General features: G+C 35.8%; 12 protein-coding genes, 1 pseudogene and 1 riboswitch. Of the genes and pseudogenes, 4 read left to right on the top strand and 9 right to left on the bottom strand.

Translation table 11 applies throughout. The annotated features are described in order from the left end of the window. Nucleotides 1-2,074: 2,074 nt before the first annotated feature. Nucleotides 2,075-2,431, top strand: coding sequence for a hypothetical protein (locus ACFIMI_RS06820; protein ID WP_375612285.1), 357 nt, complete (start codon nucleotides 2,075-2,077; stop codon nucleotides 2,429-2,431). An 810-nt stretch (nucleotides 2,432-3,241) separates the two neighbouring features. Here ACFIMI_RS06820 and ACFIMI_RS06815 read toward each other — a convergent pair. Next, nucleotides 3,242-4,576 carry an NAD(P)H-dependent oxidoreductase gene (locus tag ACFIMI_RS06815; protein WP_375613643.1) on the bottom strand — a complete coding sequence of 445 codons (1,335 nt, stop codon included), beginning with the start codon at nucleotides 4,574-4,576 and terminating at the stop codon, nucleotides 3,242-3,244. 163 nt (nucleotides 4,577-4,739) lie between these two features. Here ACFIMI_RS06815 and ACFIMI_RS06810 point away from each other — a divergent pair, with 163 nt between their 5' ends. Then, entirely contained in the window at nucleotides 4,740-5,219 is a 480-nt protein-coding gene (locus ACFIMI_RS06810; protein ID WP_375612287.1) for a MaoC family dehydratase, read from the top strand. A 171-nt stretch (nucleotides 5,220-5,390) separates the two neighbouring features. Here the strand turns inward: ACFIMI_RS06810 and ACFIMI_RS06805 are convergent. The 4 genes and pseudogenes from ACFIMI_RS06805 to ACFIMI_RS06790 all read right to left on the bottom strand — a co-directional run. Then, a pseudogene (locus tag ACFIMI_RS06805) lies at nucleotides 5,391-5,567 on the bottom strand (integrase); the annotation flags it as partial. Nucleotides 5,568-6,140: 573 nt separating this feature from the next. Beyond that, nucleotides 6,141-6,800 (bottom strand): methionine ABC transporter permease, encoded by a 660-nt coding sequence (locus ACFIMI_RS06800; RefSeq protein WP_375609233.1) that lies wholly within the window; start codon nucleotides 6,798-6,800, stop codon nucleotides 6,141-6,143. Beyond that, nucleotides 6,793-7,827, bottom strand: a complete 1,035-nt coding sequence (locus tag ACFIMI_RS06795) for a methionine ABC transporter ATP-binding protein (protein WP_375613642.1) — start codon at nucleotides 7,825-7,827, stop codon at nucleotides 6,793-6,795. The genes ACFIMI_RS06800 and ACFIMI_RS06795 overlap by 8 nt, the downstream gene beginning before the upstream one ends. A gap of 48 nt (nucleotides 7,828-7,875) precedes the next feature. Then, the gene (locus ACFIMI_RS06790) at nucleotides 7,876-8,694 is read right to left on the bottom strand and encodes a MetQ/NlpA family ABC transporter substrate-binding protein (protein WP_375692364.1); all 819 of its coding nucleotides are present in this window, start codon (nucleotides 8,692-8,694) and stop codon (nucleotides 7,876-7,878) included. Between the two features lie 503 nt (nucleotides 8,695-9,197). Between ACFIMI_RS06790 and ACFIMI_RS06785 the strand changes: the two genes are divergently transcribed. Next, nucleotides 9,198-9,836 carry an SH3 domain-containing protein gene (locus ACFIMI_RS06785; RefSeq protein WP_375692363.1) on the top strand — a complete coding sequence of 213 codons (639 nt, stop codon included), beginning with the start codon at nucleotides 9,198-9,200 and terminating at the stop codon, nucleotides 9,834-9,836. Nucleotides 9,837-10,120: 284 nt separating this feature from the next. On the opposite strand, the gene ACFIMI_RS06780 is transcribed toward ACFIMI_RS06785, so the two are convergent. The 4 genes from ACFIMI_RS06780 to ACFIMI_RS06765 all read right to left on the bottom strand — a co-directional run bounded on the left by ACFIMI_RS06780 (nucleotide 10,121) and on the right by ACFIMI_RS06765 (nucleotide 14,602). After that, a complete protein-coding gene (locus ACFIMI_RS06780) occupies nucleotides 10,121-11,152 on the bottom strand; it encodes an aspartate-semialdehyde dehydrogenase (protein WP_375613639.1) in 1,032 nt (343 codons plus the stop codon). A gap of 1,263 nt (nucleotides 11,153-12,415) precedes the next feature. After that, nucleotides 12,416-12,796: a helix-turn-helix domain-containing protein gene (locus ACFIMI_RS06775; protein ID WP_375612292.1), complete on the bottom strand. Its 381-nt coding sequence runs from the start codon at nucleotides 12,794-12,796 to the stop codon at nucleotides 12,416-12,418. Nucleotides 12,797-13,719: 923 nt separating this feature from the next. After that, nucleotides 13,720-13,926 (bottom strand): Trm112 family protein, encoded by a 207-nt coding sequence (locus ACFIMI_RS06770; protein ID WP_375692362.1) that lies wholly within the window; start codon nucleotides 13,924-13,926, stop codon nucleotides 13,720-13,722. Between the two features lie 13 nt (nucleotides 13,927-13,939). Further along, complete coding sequence (locus tag ACFIMI_RS06765) at nucleotides 13,940-14,602, bottom strand: LON peptidase substrate-binding domain-containing protein (RefSeq protein ID WP_375610818.1); 663 nt, start codon at nucleotides 14,600-14,602, stop codon at nucleotides 13,940-13,942. A 446-nt stretch (nucleotides 14,603-15,048) separates the two neighbouring features. Next, a riboswitch (glycine riboswitch) is annotated at nucleotides 15,049-15,146 on the top strand. A 136-nt stretch (nucleotides 15,147-15,282) separates the two neighbouring features. Here ACFIMI_RS06765 and gcvT point away from each other — a divergent pair. Beyond that, nucleotides 15,283-16,395 carry a glycine cleavage system aminomethyltransferase GcvT gene (gene gcvT / locus ACFIMI_RS06760; RefSeq protein ID WP_375613638.1) on the top strand — a complete coding sequence of 371 codons (1,113 nt, stop codon included), beginning with the start codon at nucleotides 15,283-15,285 and terminating at the stop codon, nucleotides 16,393-16,395.

The following is a 16,395-nucleotide window of genomic DNA, read 5'->3' as shown; positions in this document are numbered from 1 at the left end:
TCTGTAATATGAGGCAATATTTCTCAAGATAATTATCTTTTGTAAGTATTTCTGATTCATATTCTCATTTTTAATAAGTAAATATTCATACATATTAAATACTTATACATCAAATAATGAAAAATATTTTTCATTATTTATTGAAAATGTAATTTTTTCTGTAAGTTACATATTCTTCTTTTATTATGGAGCGATGATAATCAAAGTATTTCTATTATTGCGATAGTACAGACTTTAGTTGCAATCAGGTGTTCTAAATTCTTAATTCAATTATCTGTATATTACAAAAGAATAGAAATGTTTGTTGATTGATTTTATTTTGGATAGTGTCTTAACAGATTTTAGTGTTCATGAGAAAAAATAAATATAAAGGGAAGAATTCACGTAAGATGAATTTGTAATCTCATAGAGCAGTTTATAAGATGATTCAGTAAGAAACACCGTTGAATACAAGAAACACCATTGGATACATGATAAACAGAACGCCATTGTGTTGCACATTGACGCTTTTGTTTTAAAGAAACATTTCTCAAGGTATCCAAGCCTATTTTGCAACGGCGCCCGTGAATAGTATAACGGTAAAGCCTTATAATATAAAATCTATTGTGTTCCAGCATCTTTACACTTTTAAAGTAAAAAGGGACACCATCATTCACTTTGCCAGTTTTCAATATTGTGTTAACAGCGCTTGATAGTTAAGATACCTCATAAGTGGATATTTTCCTTTCTTCAAGTGTGTTTACACACACACCGATCTCGTTTGTGATTTGCAAGTGAAGAATTTTGATTGATTCAATATAAACAGAGTTAAAATATAAGAGAGTTTTATAATCGTCAGCTTTCTCATTCAACAGGCAAAACAATAAATTATTATTATAGATTAATATTTTGCGATTAAAGTGATCGGTTGATGAATTTATCATTCAATATCAGTTTTCATGGCGTTATTTTTTCAATGTGCTTACTTAAGTTGGTATTTTAAAAATGCAATTTTTTAGTAAGTTTCTCTATTCCTTTTCTTTCAAGAATTTGATTAATTCTTTATTATTTATTTTGCACAAATTGAAGACAGTTATGTGAATATTGCTAAAAATTTCGTTCAAAGAGAATTATTTGTTACTAATATAGAGTAAATATAATTACTTAAAATATAAATATGGTTGTGATCTACAATATTGACGAAAAATATGGAATAACTTTTATGAAAATTAAGAAAGAAAGTTTTTTCAGTATTTTGGGGATCATCTCATTTTTCATGACTCTCTTTTTATCTGGTTTTAGGTAGTTTGTTGGTGTTCTAGTATTGCTTATAATTTTTTTGTAAATCTGATAGATTTACTTATTTTATGCGTTTGTTTTATTAGGTTTGAAAGTCAATATTTTGTGTTCTTTATGCTGTATGGGATAAAGGGGGCTGAATTACCTTTTTTAAGATGCTATGCAGTATTTTTTCTTTTTATATATCAGTAAAAGTTGAGAATCATTTTATTAACGTCTCTTCCATTTGAAGATAGAGATCTTAATTGTTTTTTTACACTTTATACCTGTTTTATAGAAAAATAGCACACTATTTAAATTTGTTTTATTAGGATAGATTTGTTTTAGATCAAGTTTTTATTTGATACCAATTTCATTTTTATATTTATTGAAATAATAGACAATCATATATCATTATATTGGCAGTTTTAAATTTTATAGTTCTTTAAAATTAATTACATTTTAAATTATTTATAAAAGCTCTATTATATAATTTTTTAAATGAATTTGTTTCGTAATATTTCTTATAATAAGAAATTTAATAAATTATTATTATTTTTAATTATAGCAATAAAAATGACAAAATATTACTGTTGGTATCTTGAGTTATTATGGCGTAAAAGGAATAAATTATTTTTATCATTTATTGTTTTTTATCTTTACATGTAATACATAATGTGTTATATTATAATAACAAAATTACATATAATATTTTATTATGTGCAATTATATAAATGATTAAATATAATTTTTGGTTTTTATATATGTGAATATTCTTTCATTTTTTCAGTGAAGAAAAAGAGGAGCAAAGAAAGCTATGTTTAAAATATTTAAAAATCGTGTATGTTCATTTACTTTTACACTATTTATTCTTTTTTTTATACAAACTATAGAGGGAAATGCAAGTTTTGTAAAAAATAAAGTTCAAGAGAGAATGGCAATTACTATTCCTACACTAGAAAAAAATGTAGCTATTAAAGCTGTGGATAGAGTTGTTATTCAAGGCGTTGAGGAACAAGATGTTATTGCGTTAGGGAAACCTGAAAAAGCTGCTGCCTTTTCAGGTTCAGCCTTTTGGGGGGGAATAAGTATTTTATCACTTCTTGCTTCTTTATGTATTGGGGATGTATTAGGTACTGTTGTAACTCTTTTTGCAATATTTAGTACACTTTAGTAGGAAGCTCATCGACAGAGTCGAGGATTTTTTTGTTCACTTCATTATTTTTAAAAAATAAATATTTTATTATTTATACTATACTAGATAATAAAATCACTAATCTTAATACTAAATGTAGCTTTTATTAACATTATTAAAGTTCAAGATCCTACATTTATGTTGTTTTTTACAAATTAGCGTAACCTGATTTTTTTTTACAGTTTATGATTATTTTCTAGTAATAAGGCTAGTATACTTACTATCTTTATCAGTCTTTTAATATTGTCTACCTTTTCTCATATGAAGATTATTCATCAAAGGTATATTTTATCCTTTTTAAATTTTTTTATCTTTCATAAGGGGATAAAATAAAAAATATCCCTATATCCATGGCTCTCATGCAATAAGAAAAATGAGAAATTATTATTTATCATTTTAAATTTGTTTATGTTAAATCCATCAGAAGTATTTTTTACGTATAACAAGTTGCGTTCGTGTATGGATAAAATTATTAAAAAAAAGACTAAAAATTCTTCTCATTAATTATCTCTAAGGTTCAAGGACTGTTGTAGTATTGGAAAATAAATGATGGTGCTGGTTTGTATCTTCATAGAGTAAAGATAGTGATACACAATGAATCTTATGCCATCTCATGGGGTGGTTTATACTGTCGCATTTACGGGACATATTGTGAGAGCGAAGTGGGGATGTGCGTCGTTGGAAAATGCTTTTATTAAAACAGAAGCCTGAATTTTTGATACAAGTGTATTCTGGGTTGTTCTGTTGTGTAAGGGAAAGATGCTGTTAAGTAAGGTAATTCAGGAGTACTTATAGCTTAGCGGAAGAAGGGCAATGAAGTAAAAGGTCTTGTTTAGCACGAAGACGTGCAATCCATTGATCTTCACGAATAGCAGTATTATGCACTGTAATGAGTTCATTTTTTTTAATTTCAGCGGTTACTGTTGCTTTTTCCAAAAGACCACAAGGAATGGCGTGGTGAGCGCGTGCTTCTGCAATGTTCATTATCCAAGCACGATAAGTATAAAGACCGATAAAGTCTAGCTGATCACCTGGATGTAAATCTTTTTTAGCAACAGCACAGACTTCTACTACGGGATGGCTAAGAGGAACCATATCTTTTTTGCCATAAAGCATAATACGTGCGCAGGTGAGGGGAACTTCCATTGCTGTTAAATGATAGGGGCGATGAAAGGTGAAGTAAGGCCCCTGACCAATTTTTAAATCTTCCATACGTTCGCGTAAACGCGGGTGTGCTATTTCGGCAATGACAAAGACACCAGGTGAAACACCTGGACCTATTGAATAATCTACAACACCATATTGTTGTAAAATGCCCCCATCTTGTTTTGGAATAAGCACTTTGTTTAAATCTTGTAGCGCTGCTCGTGGTCCATGCATTCCTGGGCAATCGGGGAGAAGTCCGGTGGCATTGGCAATGGCTGCCATTTCAACCATCGTTTTGGAACCATCAATAAATTCAACCAACATGCGCACATTCATATTACGCCGGAATGCTTCTTCTTCGTAAGCGTCAGGTGTAGCATCAAAGCGCAGAGGATTATTTTTTCCTTTACCCGCTGCAACAATCTTATGTCCAAGGGCTGAAACAAATTCTATGAGTTCCATACAAGAAGTAGGTTCATCGCCGGCACCAAGTGTATAAATGAGCCCTCGTTTTTCTGCTTCATGTTTGAGATAAGCGCCAATTGTAACATCTGCTTCAACATTCATCATGACAAGATGTTTGTTATTCTCAAGCGCTTTGATACCAATCTCTGCTCCTGCTTCGGGATAGCCTGTTGCATCAACGATAATATCAATTTGTTCATGGCGCAAAACAAGGTTAATATCATCTGTTGCTGCAATCAAACCCTTTTCAATGCTTTGGGTGAGAGCATAAGTATTTTCAACTTCACAGACATGTCCATCTTCGCCATAGGCTAGTGTAGCGGCATCAAAAATACGTGACGGTGTCCTCGTGGCTACAGCAGCGACTGTTATACCATCCATATGCGCAATACTTGATAATAAATCTGTGCCCATTTCACCACAACCAATCAGTCCAATACGGATAGGGGGATGGTTTTCTGCACGTTGTTTCAAATCATGCGCTAAACCTGTTAGGTTCACATTGCTTGCCATTCTTTTTTCCTATTTGAAAACTACTCTGCTAAAGAACTTTTCTCATTCATAAGGTGCATTTGTTTTTAAGACAATTAATCTTTTATTCTTGATGCTCTAATCAATGGATTTTATAAAAGCAAGAGGGGTGGTTTCTTTTATCAAATAAAATAGGAATAGCGTTATGCAGCAAAAAATAACAGTACAAGATGTCACCAGTTTTATTGGGAAAGAAGTGGGATTATCGGAGTGGCGTCTTGTTACACAGGATATGATTAATCAGTTTGCATGTGCTACAGATGATCATCAATGGATACACGTTGATGAGGAAAAGGCTAAAAAGACACCTTTTGGCGGCACGATTGCTCATGGTTTTTTAACATTATCGCTTTTGTCTACGCTCGCTTATGAAGCTCTTCCAGAGTTAGAAGGGAGCACAATGGGGATTAATTATGGTTTCGATAAAGTACGCTTCATGAGTCCTGTGAAAACAGGGGTACGGATACGTGCGCGTTTTGTGTTAGACGACGCAGAAATTCGTCCTTCTGGTCGAGTGGTTTTCCATTATGGGGTTACGGTGGAAATTGAAAAGTTAAAAAAACCAGCTCTTACAGCTCAATGGCTTATTGTTGCTGTTGTGGAAGAAAAACCTTCCAATATCTAGATTATTTGAGTGCTTTATTTTATAAAATTTTTATACAATTCTATTAGAAGTTTCTTCAATGATGATATTGAGAATAATCTATAGGATAATAGATATGGTGGAGCTATCATAGCGTTGATAGCCATAGCAGGTTGCTATCTTTCCTAGATCGTTTTGAAGAGGAGTTTCCTAATGAAGATAGTGCATTGCTTCACGCTTTTGTTTATAGCGTTCTTTAATGGGATCATACCCATCACGTAAAACAGAACGCTTCAAATGGAATATACTTGCGTTGCCAATTCACGGGTTTATTTTAAAGCAACATCTCTCAACGTTCGTTACGCCCATTTCGCAATGGCGCCTGTGAATAGTATAACGATAAAGCCATTGAGCACCCCTATCTTTATGCTTGTGAAGAAGAAAGCTGGCACCATCATATTATATGCTAGCCGCCAATGTTAAGACAGGTCTTGGCGCTTGAGATAATTCATAAGAGGCATGCCTTCCTTTCTTGTATGTTTTTACTCACACGGCTCTTCCTGCTTGTAACGTGCAAGCGAGAGGTTTTGGTTGATTCTATATGGAACAAATTGGGAATGAGAGGATCTTACGGTATTCAGAGTTCTCGTTCAATATGAATAACGCCATATTATCATTATAAATTCAATGTGTTATCTACGGTTTGGAGAGGTTGTGGTCAATGTCTTAATTTAAAGAGAGTCTCACATACTGTGAGATCTCTTATTTTATCCCCTTTTATATTCTTTTATATTAAAGCCATTAAAACTATTTTCTTTCATGTTACAAACGGATGGGGAGAGATAAAAACTGTTTAAGAAAAAAGTTTCTAATCTCTTATGAGTGTTTTCGATAGGCAAGGGTTGGTGCACTTGGAAAGTGGCAAAGGGGATGATGGTATTGGCATGTGAAATTCTAAGTCTTTTAATGTTTTGTTTTATCAAGTTTTTGTACGATTTTATCAGAAGTCCATTGGGTTGTAATATTAAGCACGATCAAAAGGATGATGACGATGGTCATGATGAAGGTATTGTAGCGTTGGTAGCCATAGCGGATTGCCATATCCCCTAAACCGCCTCCACCAAGATATCCAGCAAGTGAGGTGGCTCCTATAAGAGAAATGACCATGACTGTAAAACCTGTAATCAGGCTAGGGAGAGCTTCAGGAATAAGAACATGTCTGATAATTTGAAGACGACTTGCACCCATCGAGCGGATCGCTTCAATGAGACCGTTTTCAACGGTTTTAAAAGAGAGTTCCGCCATGCGTGCATAAAAAGGGATAGCTGAAATGGTCAGTATAAAAATTACAGCAGGCATTCCTATCCCTCTTCCTACAACGATACGCGTAACGGGAAGAAGATAAAATGCAAGAATGATAAAGGGAATGGCACGAATACTGTCAATGATCATGCTTAAAGGGCGATTGATGAGAGATGAGGAAAAAATCCCTCCGCGTGCTGTTGTGTGAAGAAGAAGACCAAGGGGAAGCCCTATAATAAATGCCATAACAGAAGCACTAAGTGTCATCAATATTGTATCAATAACAGCTTGGGGAAGTTCATGAGACAGAACATTAAACATAGCCTAAGACCTCACAATATCGTCCTTTTTTCGTTAACCATTGAACAGCTTTTTCTAAAGCTTCTTTATCTTCTCCAGGAAGAGCCAAGAAGAGTCTCCCGATGGTTTCATCTTGAACTGTATCAATGCCACCATGCAAAATACGTGCTTTTAAACCACTCTCATTTTCTAGAAGATGAAGAAAAGGCTGCTGGGCAATTTCACCGGCAATATTAATTTCAATGACAGCTTCTCGTCCGATTGGTTTGAGATTTTTCGCAAATTTTTCAGGAAGTTGCGGGGTTACAAGCTTGAGCATGGCTATGGTTGTATCGTCTTGCGGTGATGTAAAGATGTCTTTCACACGTCCTTCTTCTACAATGTTTCCCTGATTAAGAACAACAACGCGATGCGCTATGGTGCGCACAACTTCCATTTCATGGGTGATGAGCACAATCGTGAGATTGAGGTGTTTATTAATATCAGCAAGGAGCTCTAGAATAGATTGTGTTGTTTCAGGGTCAAGAGCAGAGGTGGCTTCATCTGATAACAATATTTTAGGATTAGCAGCGAGCGCACGAGCAATGCCAACGCGTTGTTTTTGTCCCCCGGACAATTGTGCCGGATAGCAATATTCTTTCCCAGATAACCCAACCAATTCAATCAGTTCAAGGGCACGTTTGTGGCGTTGTTTTTTACTTACACCACTTAATTTAAGTGGCAATGCAATGTTATCAAGAATATTCTGCGATGAGAGAAGATTGAAATGTTGAAAAATCATCCCAATTCGTTGACGGTAAGGCGCCCATTCTATCTCTGATAGATTAGAAATATCAACATCTTCAAAAAAAATGGACCCTGCATCAATCTTCTCTAACCCATTTAAACAGCGAATAAGTGTTGATTTTCCTGCTCCACTGCGCCCAATAATGCCAAGGATTTCACCAGCATGGATATTTAAAGAGAGATTATTAATCACCGGAACACCAGCCGTTTTGTTAAAACAACGGCTGATGTTTTTTAAGGAGATAAGAGTAGGTTTTTCCATTCACAATTACTCGGATATTTGGCACAGTTATTCAGATATTTGGCACAATTACCAAGATGTTTGGGCGGTATTGCCAAAAATCTCTTTGATTTTTGCACGGATAAGATCGTTGTTGTAAGCGGCAACTAATTTTTTAACCCATGGTTCATCTTTTTCGCTCGTGCGTACAACGATGATATTATCATAAGGATTATTTTTTGCGCTCTCCCATGCGACTACATCTTTTTCGAAGTTTAATCCGGAAACAATAGCCCAGTTTGTGTTTATAATTGCAAGATCAAAATCGTCAATAGCTCGTCCTAACATACCGGCATCGAGCTCACGAATTTGCAGGTTTTTAGGATTTTCGATAATATCAAGTGGAGATGCAAGAATATTATGAGGATCTTTTAACTTAATGAGACCTAAAGAATTAAGAAGAAGTAAGGCTCTTCCACCATTAGATGGGTCGTTCGGAATACCAACATGTGCACCATCACGAAGATCTTTTAAGTCTTTTATTTTGTGTGAGTAAACACCGATTGGAGCAATAAATGTATAGCCGACAATTGAAAGTTTATAGCCACGTTGTTTCATTTGTTCATTAAGATAAGGGGCGTGCTGAAAAGCATTCGCATCGATCTCTCCTGCGTTAACAGCATCATTAGGCAAAGCGTAATCAGAAAAATAAACGAGTTCAATATCTAAACCGGCTTTTTTAGCCTGTTCAGCAGCAGTTTTCCAAATAATAGCATCCCGCCCTTCCATAATACCAAGTTTGATTTTTGATTTATCTGCGGCGATGGAAAAAGCAGTAGACAAAAAAAGTGCAAAGAGAGAGAGGAATAATCCTATAATCCGACTACGAGAAAAAATTTTTAATGTCATATGCTTTTAACTTTCTTTTTCGAGAAATTTTTTGAGGGAAGTTTCAATATACTCTGTATTTTTTAGGCAGATTTAAAGTTATACAAGCTTTAGAGAATATTCAATCACTTTTATTTTTAAAAGAGTATTATTTTTCCTTCTATTTTAGTTGTTTTGGGGGCTGATCATCATTTGTTCATAGAAATTCTCTGAAATTCAAATAATTAATTCTTTTATTGCAATCATTTGTTGAGGGAACCAATGCCCCTTTAAAAACTTCTGTAAGGGACAATTGGTTGAAGAACCGGACAATCAGATGATGCTTTAGCCGTAAATTCATGAAGAACATACTGCGCAATCAAGATCAAAAGGCCGTGTTCGTGTAGGCGATAAAGAGAAATTTTGTTGCAATGTTGTGGGGGATTGGGGGGAATAAAGGTTGCTGATCATTGGATTTAAACGCGGCAAATTTTTGCAAAGGCGAATTTTTGTCCTTCATATGTTTTAAGAGAGGAAGAAAAATAATGTTAAGAAAGAAATTTTTATCAACAATGATGACTTTATGGGCTTTAGGAGCGTCAGGGGTGGCTGTGACTGCTTTTCACGCACAAGCTGGAACCATTACAGGAACAGTTGCTCGTGTTGCATCAGGTCAGGTATCTTTACGCACAGGCCCTGCGACAGCTTATAAAGTTATCGCAATGGTTCCAATGGGAGCAAAAGTGCAAATTTATGGCTGCCTATCCAATAAAACTTGGTGTTCTCTTGGTTATCATGGAAAAGTTGGTTGGGCATCTGCACGTTACGTCAATGTTAACGATGTTCCTACCATTGCTTTTAAAAAGATGCCAGCAAAATCAAAATCCATGGTAAAATCGCCAAAAGAAAAAGTAAAACAGGCTGTTTCCGACTTTAAAGCTCTTCCGGCGATTCAAAAAACACGGAAAAATATGCAAAAACTATACAGAACAGATATGATTATCGATTCTACAGGTGTTAAAAAAAGGGATGAACGAACAATTTTAAATCCGTCGCAAAAAGCACAAGGCGTTTCTGTAAAGCACGTGAGTGCTTATAATCCCTCCTTTCCTGATAATGTCAATTACAAAAATTTTGAACGTAATGAAACGCGTTACCGTGTCGTGACCTATCCTGCTCGATAAGGGTAAAGTTAATTTCACAACCGGAATGACAAAAAGGATCAGCAGCATGAAGCAAACAATGCTTATGCTGCTGATCCTTTTGTACCGTAAAATGTCATTAAGGCGGCAATGCTTAACTTAAGGTGGCGAGGCATTCAAGGATATTCCGAGTCAAATTTGACAATACCTTGGATTACAGTTCTTTAGGATGGTGATATGAACCTTCAGCTGGGGAAGGTTATACTGAAGAGAAGCCGGACTTTTGACAGACCGGCTAGGGGCTCTTTGTCCTTTCGGACAGGGCGTTAATTTGCGGACTTAGGCTTTATCAAATTACGAGAAATGAGCAATTCAGCAATTTGAACGGCATTCAATGCTGCTCCTTTTCTTAAATTATCGGCGACAACCCAGAAAGCTAAACCATTTTCAACGGTGATATCTTCACGAACACGGCTAATAAAGGTATCATCTTCTCCGGTACCTTCATAAGGTGTGGTATAACCACCATCTTCGTGTTTATCGATAAGCTGACAGCCTGGTGCATCGCGGAGGAGCGCTTGTGCTTCAGATGCGCTTAGTGGTTTTTCAAATTCAACATGGACGGCTTCGGCATGACCGATAAAGACAGGGACCCGAACAGCAGTGGCTGTTAATTTAATTTTCGGATCGAGAATTTTCTTCGTCTCAACCGTCATTTTCCATTCTTCTTTTGTATAACCATCTTCCATGAAAACATCGATATGAGGAATGACATTAAAGGCAATGCGTTTAGTGAATTTTTTTGATGTAATTGGGTCTGCAACAAAAACTGCACGTGATTGTTCGAAAAGTTCGTCCATTCCTTCTTTACCAGCTCCAGAAACAGACTGATATGTAGAGACAACAACACGTTTAATGATTGCAGCATCATGGAGAGGTTTTAAAGCTAAGACCAGTTGAATTGTTGAACAATTAGGATTTGCTATAATATTACGCTTAGAAAAGGCATTTATAGCTTCGCCATTGACTTCAGGGACTATCAACGGAACATTGGCATCATAGCGCCACGTGGAGGAATTATCGATGACGACACAGCCGGCAGCAGCAATTTTAGGGGCGTATTCTTTGGAAATGCTCCCTCCCGCAGACATAAGACAAAAATCTGTGTCAGAAAAATCGTAAGTATCCAGTGCTTTTACTTTTAAAGTTTTATCTCCATAAGAAACTTCTTGTCCTAATGAGCGTCGTGATGCTAGAGGGACGATTTCATGTGCAGGAAAACCACGTTCTTCTAAAATTGTAAGCATTTCACGACCAACATTTCCGGTTGCGCCGACAATTGCAACTTTATAACTCATTTTCTATATACTCCTCATGTCTCTCCACGTTTATTCCCCGTGCTATACTCAGGAGAGAGTGAGTTGGTCAAGGAACATCATTAAATTATATTTTTGATTTTCAACAACTCAATTTTGTGCACACCAATCATCATCATTAGCACAATAAATTGTTTTATTTCAAATAATACGTCTCTTTTAATCTTTCAGAATTGAAAAAATTGAATATTTTACGCTAAGCTATTATCTCTTTAGAAAACACTTTAATTAAGTGAATTCCTTATCTTCTGTCAATGTGTACCTTCACACTTTTGAATTTTTTAAAGATGGTATTACGTATCGCGTTGGTGGAATCTTTTTATACTTTATCTGTTAATTGTTGAATTATTTGATTTTCTCCCTATGCCTTTAAAAGCGAAGCTTTCTATTACAGTCTGTAAACAGCTAGATTCTAGCGGTTTCTCATTTTTCACTTAAACTAAAGGCTCAACAAGCAGGCCTAAAAATATTTAAAAAGATATTGGGCATCTAAAAAACATTTGAATGTTTCAAGGAGGTATGCGTGCTTCATATCCTCATACCTTAAATGATAGAATTTATGGCACAACAGGATAAACTTAAGTATCCATATATAGATAAATTCTTATGAAAGTTATACATATAGTTTTTCGTGTCTATTTTTAATTTATATTTCTTATTTTTACTTTAATCCTGTTATGCTATAAAATATCATTATTTGTAGTATGATGGTATATGATCTTTAAGCTTTCTCGATATATTTAAGTGTTTTTTAGTGTGTGGGAATATTCTTAGGCTTGTTTGGCAAGCCTTTTTTAAGTGACTTATATGAGTGGAAAGTCAGCCGTTGAACACTCCCATATTTACGTTTAATAAAAGAGCAAGTTAGCACCATCATCCATTTTTTCAGCACACAATGTCGTTACAGCTCTTGGTTTGTGAGACGATTCAATAAGAGGTATGCCTTTTTGTACGTTTTTACTCACACGCCAACTTTGCTTGTAATGTGCCAACAGTGATTTTGATTGATTCAATATAGAACACGTTTGAAATGAAAGAATTTTACGATATTCGGAACACTTATTCAATATCAATAACGTTAGATTATCATTATAAATCAATGCACTATTTCTAAGTTAAACTCGTTAGAATTCGGATTATTTACAAATCAGATTAGATTAAGCATTTTCATTCTCATGAAGTGTGGGGAGACAGTCACAATTCTTGTCAATATTATTAAGGACTTTGATTATCTTTGCAATGAACTTATGAAAATAAGGGGTTATTTTTTTCATCAGAAATCAACTGCAAAATTGCTCTTTGTTTTTTGCGGGTCAGTATTCTGAAATTTTTTAAAAGTAAATATTCTGCTTTGCTTGCTATTCTGTCATCACAATGATAGAGGTTCTCTTCTTTTTTTGCGCCATCAGCATAAAAGAAGGAAACGGGAACATCTAATATATGAGCAATTTCCTGTAAACGTCTTGCACTTACGCGATTTAAGCCTTTTTCATACTTTTGGATTTGTTGGAATGTTACGCCTAAATGACTTCCTAATTGTTTTTGAGAAAACCCCATGACGTTTCTTCTGAAGCGAATTTTTTTGCCTAAAGAAATATCGTAAAAATGTAGATTTTTGGCTTTCACTTGATGTCCCCACCGGTTGCGAGCGCCCTCGCATTAGTATTCCGGGGTCTGGAAGTGCTGACTCAAAACAGCCCCTTGCTTTTAGTGCTGAAAGCACTTGGACATAACAAGAGCCCCCGGAAATTCCGGGATATCCGCAAAAGCGGTTTTATTTCTAGTTTGAGTTTTTCGGGCTTCCAGACCCTATTTGATTGTCGCGTATACAACCAAAAACACAAGCCTCCTTCATAAGGCAATTAATTTCAATCGTCAATTGAAATTACAACAGTGTTTCTTGTTTGTTGTTTCAAGTTTTCACGTAATTAATGCGTATATTATACATAAAAATATTGCTTGAGATACTTTAGATACTTGTAAAAATTGTAAAGCGAAATTAAAGGGTGATGGCAAGGTAATGGGGTGATTTTCTCCTTTACGATTTTATGTTTTCTCCCCCAAATTAGGCTGTTTTCCCGCTTTGAAGAGTACATAAACAGATAAATATTCTTGTCCCGATATGGTATACATAAGATGATATAACTTGTCGTTTTTATTCATCTTAAATCGAGGTATCTCAAATATGTTGTTCGTAAATAGTATAAATTAAAGTCCATGAAATATAACAATCTTTATGTTTAATATAATAAATTTCATTTACCTGAGTTGGTTCAAAATGTTATTATAATTCTTGCTTTTAAGAAGTTCATAAGAGCCATTTTTATTCAGATGCTTGTGTGGTGCAAGCGAATGGTTTTGATTGCTTCAGTATGAACAGGCTGGAATGAGAGAATCTGATGATATTTTTGGCTTTTGTTACAAGGTGTAAAGCGATATAAATATCTTCATTGTAAAATTCTTTTTTCAGAAATCGTAAATATTGAGATATCATATTGATAGAGACTTGATAACAGTGGGCTTGTAGAGGGAAATTGCATGAGGATTTTTTATTTTTTATGCGTTATTTCTTCATTGTTTTGCAAAGGGCGCGCTTCTGAGGCAAGCATAATGGGAACGCCATCACGAATAGGGTAGGCAAGTTTGGCTTTGAGAGAAATGAGCTCTTGTTTTTTTCGGTTGAAAGAGAGAGTACCTTTCGTCATTGGACAGACGAGCAATTCGAGCATTTTGGGATCTGTGGTCATTTTTTTCATGTTTGGACATTCATTAGTTTAAGCGGTAATCTGTTCCTGTTTGTTTCATAAGCGAGCGTTCTGTTAATGCAAGAAGAGTTTGGGCACGGCTTTCGATATCTGGAGCTTCAAGGAGAGCTTGTTTTTCTGCTGGTGTAAAGGGGATAAGAGCTGAAAAAGCATTAACCAATATAGGTGTAGGGGCTTCTATGATGCTGCTCCAATTATATTCCATTTCATGTATGGTTAGATATTTTTCTACAACGTCGAGTAAGTTCTCTCGGTTAATGCTTTCTTCAATATCAAATTCTTGCAAGTCTTTTATGTTTGATTGGATGAGAGCTGTTCGATAGGATTTTGTGTTTTTCAATTCTTGTTCTAAAGTGAAGCGGCAAACACCTTGTAAGATAATGAACAGTTGTCCGTTTCCTGTTTCACTGTAGTTTGTAATGCGCCCTATACAGCCTGTTTTATAAAGTTGTGTAGAGAAGCGATCTGTATCCGATGAAAGTGGTTGAATAATGCCCAATAGACGATCAGTTACCATAACATTTTCAATCATTTCAAGTGATTCTGGTTCAAAAATATTGAGTGATAAAAAACCACCGGGTAGTAAGAGTGCACCTTCTAAAGGAAAAAGAGCAATTTGCTTTGGAAGATCATTTTCGCAATTGTAAGAGATATTACCAGCTTTCATGAGTATTTTGTCACCTTTGTTCGGTAGTTTTAGTCTGTAAATAGTCGCTATTTATGACACTATTGAGAAAGCAGAAAACCTACTTCTTGTGCATTAAAATCATACTTATAAAATATTTGAAGTCCTTATTCTCAAAAAGAATATGAAACCCTATCTTTAAGGTTGAACTGCGCGCGAAAGAGTATTGCTTTGCGATCTTTTTAGTGTGTGACGTTTTGCATGATTTTCAAGAGGTATTTTTGTTTATAGCTTTTGATTTTTGTCTTAAATTTCCTAAAATGTGTTGCTTGCAATTTTTGTAAGGTTCAAAAGGATAATATTATAAATCTTTTGAAGCAGCTTATGCAAGTTTTAAAATGAGAACATTTTCATCACTTTACTAATGACAGTGTGATGAAGATAGGCTATAGGTTTAAATATGCTGGAAAGAGCGTTATCGTTTCTTTCATTCTTTTGCGGGAGAGTGCAGATTGCAAATTTTCGCATTGCCGCCGAAGGGGAAATAGCCCATAATCTCTCAGGCTTTAAGGACCGTAAAAGGAAGAAGGCAGATCTGGAAAGTCGGGAGAACCCGCGCCGAAGGTGTAAGCGAAAAATCTTTTCGCGAGTCTCTCAGGTTGATGACAGAGGGGGCAGAGACGACCATATTCTATGGGCGTTAGCGCAGCTTTGGAGTTATTATGGGCACAGCACAAGAAACATCTTTTTTAAAAACACTTCCTTTATATGATTTGCATGAAAAAGCAGGAGCAAAATTTGGTGCTTTTGCGGGTTGGAACATGCCTTTAACTTATCCTCTTGGCGTTTTAAAAGAGCATCTTCATACGCGTGCACATGCAGGACTTTTTGATATTTCTCATATGAAATTGATTGCGGTTGAAGGGGCACAAGCTGTGGAATTTTTGTCCTATGCTTTTCCCATTGATGCAGCAGCTTTAAAGATTGGGCATTCACGGTATAATTATTTGCTTAATGAGCAGGCTGGTATTCTTGATGATCTTATTATTACCCGTTTGGAAGAGGGTCGTTTTATGTTGGTCGCCAATGCTGGGAATGCACAGGCTGATTTTTTAGAATTGGAAAAGCGTGCGGTTGATTTTGAATGTCAAGTGATTGCCCTTGAAAGGGTATTGCTTGCGCTTCAAGGTCCTGAAGCGGCCGCTGTTCTTGCTGATGCCGATTTACCAGGGAATGAATTGTTCTTTATGCAAGGATTCGAACCACAACAGGATTGGTTTATAACGCGTTCTGGTTATACGGGAGAGGATGGTTTTGAAATTGCTTTGCCTATAGGGCATGCGCATATGTTGGCTGAAAAATTGCTGAGTGATTCTCGTGTTGAGTGGATTGGGCTTGCCGCACGCGATAGCTTGCGGTTGGAAGCGGGGCTGTGTTTGCATGGAAATGATATTACCCCTGATACGACACCTATTGATGCGGCTCTAATATGGGCTGTTCCTAAAAGTGTTCGAGAAAAAGCACAATTTTATGGTGCGAAGGCTTTTCTTGAAGCACTGCAAAAAGGACCGGCTCGTTGTCGTGTTGGATTAAAACCGCAAACGCGTCAACCTATTCGTGCCGGTGCGGTGCTTCTTGATGATCAAGGTAATGAGATTGGCATTGTAACATCAGGTGGTTTTGGTCCTTCTTTTGATGGTCCTGTCGCGATGGGTTACGTTCCTGTTGATTTTAAAGTTGAAGGGACACAAGTCTTTACAGAACTGCGAGGCAAAAAGATTGTATTATCAGTTCATTCTCTTCCCTTTGTTGAACAACGTTATTTTAAAGGATGA

The organism is Bartonella sp. AP4SXKL (assembly GCF_042195845.1).
Classification (GTDB): Bacteria; Pseudomonadota; Alphaproteobacteria; order Rhizobiales; family Rhizobiaceae; genus Bartonella.
The sequence above is the reverse complement of the archived record's forward strand: the minus strand, read 5'-3'. Positions and strand labels throughout refer to the sequence as shown.

Coding starts and splice junctions, on each gene's coding strand:
- ACFIMI_RS06820 (WP_375612285.1), top strand. CDS start 2,075: ATGTTTAAAATATTTAAAAATCGTGTATGTTCATTTACTTTTACACTA.
- ACFIMI_RS06815 (WP_375613643.1), bottom strand. CDS start 4,576: ATGGCAAGCAATGTGAACCTAACAGGTTTAGCGCATGATTTGAAACAA.
- ACFIMI_RS06810 (WP_375612287.1), top strand. CDS start 4,740: ATGCAGCAAAAAATAACAGTACAAGATGTCACCAGTTTTATTGGGAAA.
- ACFIMI_RS06800 (WP_375609233.1), bottom strand. CDS start 6,800: ATGTTTAATGTTCTGTCTCATGAACTTCCCCAAGCTGTTATTGATACA.
- ACFIMI_RS06795 (WP_375613642.1), bottom strand. CDS start 7,827: ATGGAAAAACCTACTCTTATCTCCTTAAAAAACATCAGCCGTTGTTTT.
- ACFIMI_RS06790 (WP_375692364.1), bottom strand. CDS start 8,694: ATGACATTAAAAATTTTTTCTCGTAGTCGGATTATAGGATTATTCCTC.
- ACFIMI_RS06785 (WP_375692363.1), top strand. CDS start 9,198: ATGTTAAGAAAGAAATTTTTATCAACAATGATGACTTTATGGGCTTTA.
- ACFIMI_RS06780 (WP_375613639.1), bottom strand. CDS start 11,152: ATGAGTTATAAAGTTGCAATTGTCGGCGCAACCGGAAATGTTGGTCGT.
- ACFIMI_RS06770 (WP_375692362.1), bottom strand. CDS start 13,926: ATGAAAAAAATGACCACAGATCCCAAAATGCTCGAATTGCTCGTCTGT.
- ACFIMI_RS06765 (WP_375610818.1), bottom strand. CDS start 14,602: ATGAAAGCTGGTAATATCTCTTACAATTGCGAAAATGATCTTCCAAAG.
- gcvT (WP_375613638.1), top strand. CDS start 15,283: ATGGGCACAGCACAAGAAACATCTTTTTTAAAAACACTTCCTTTATAT.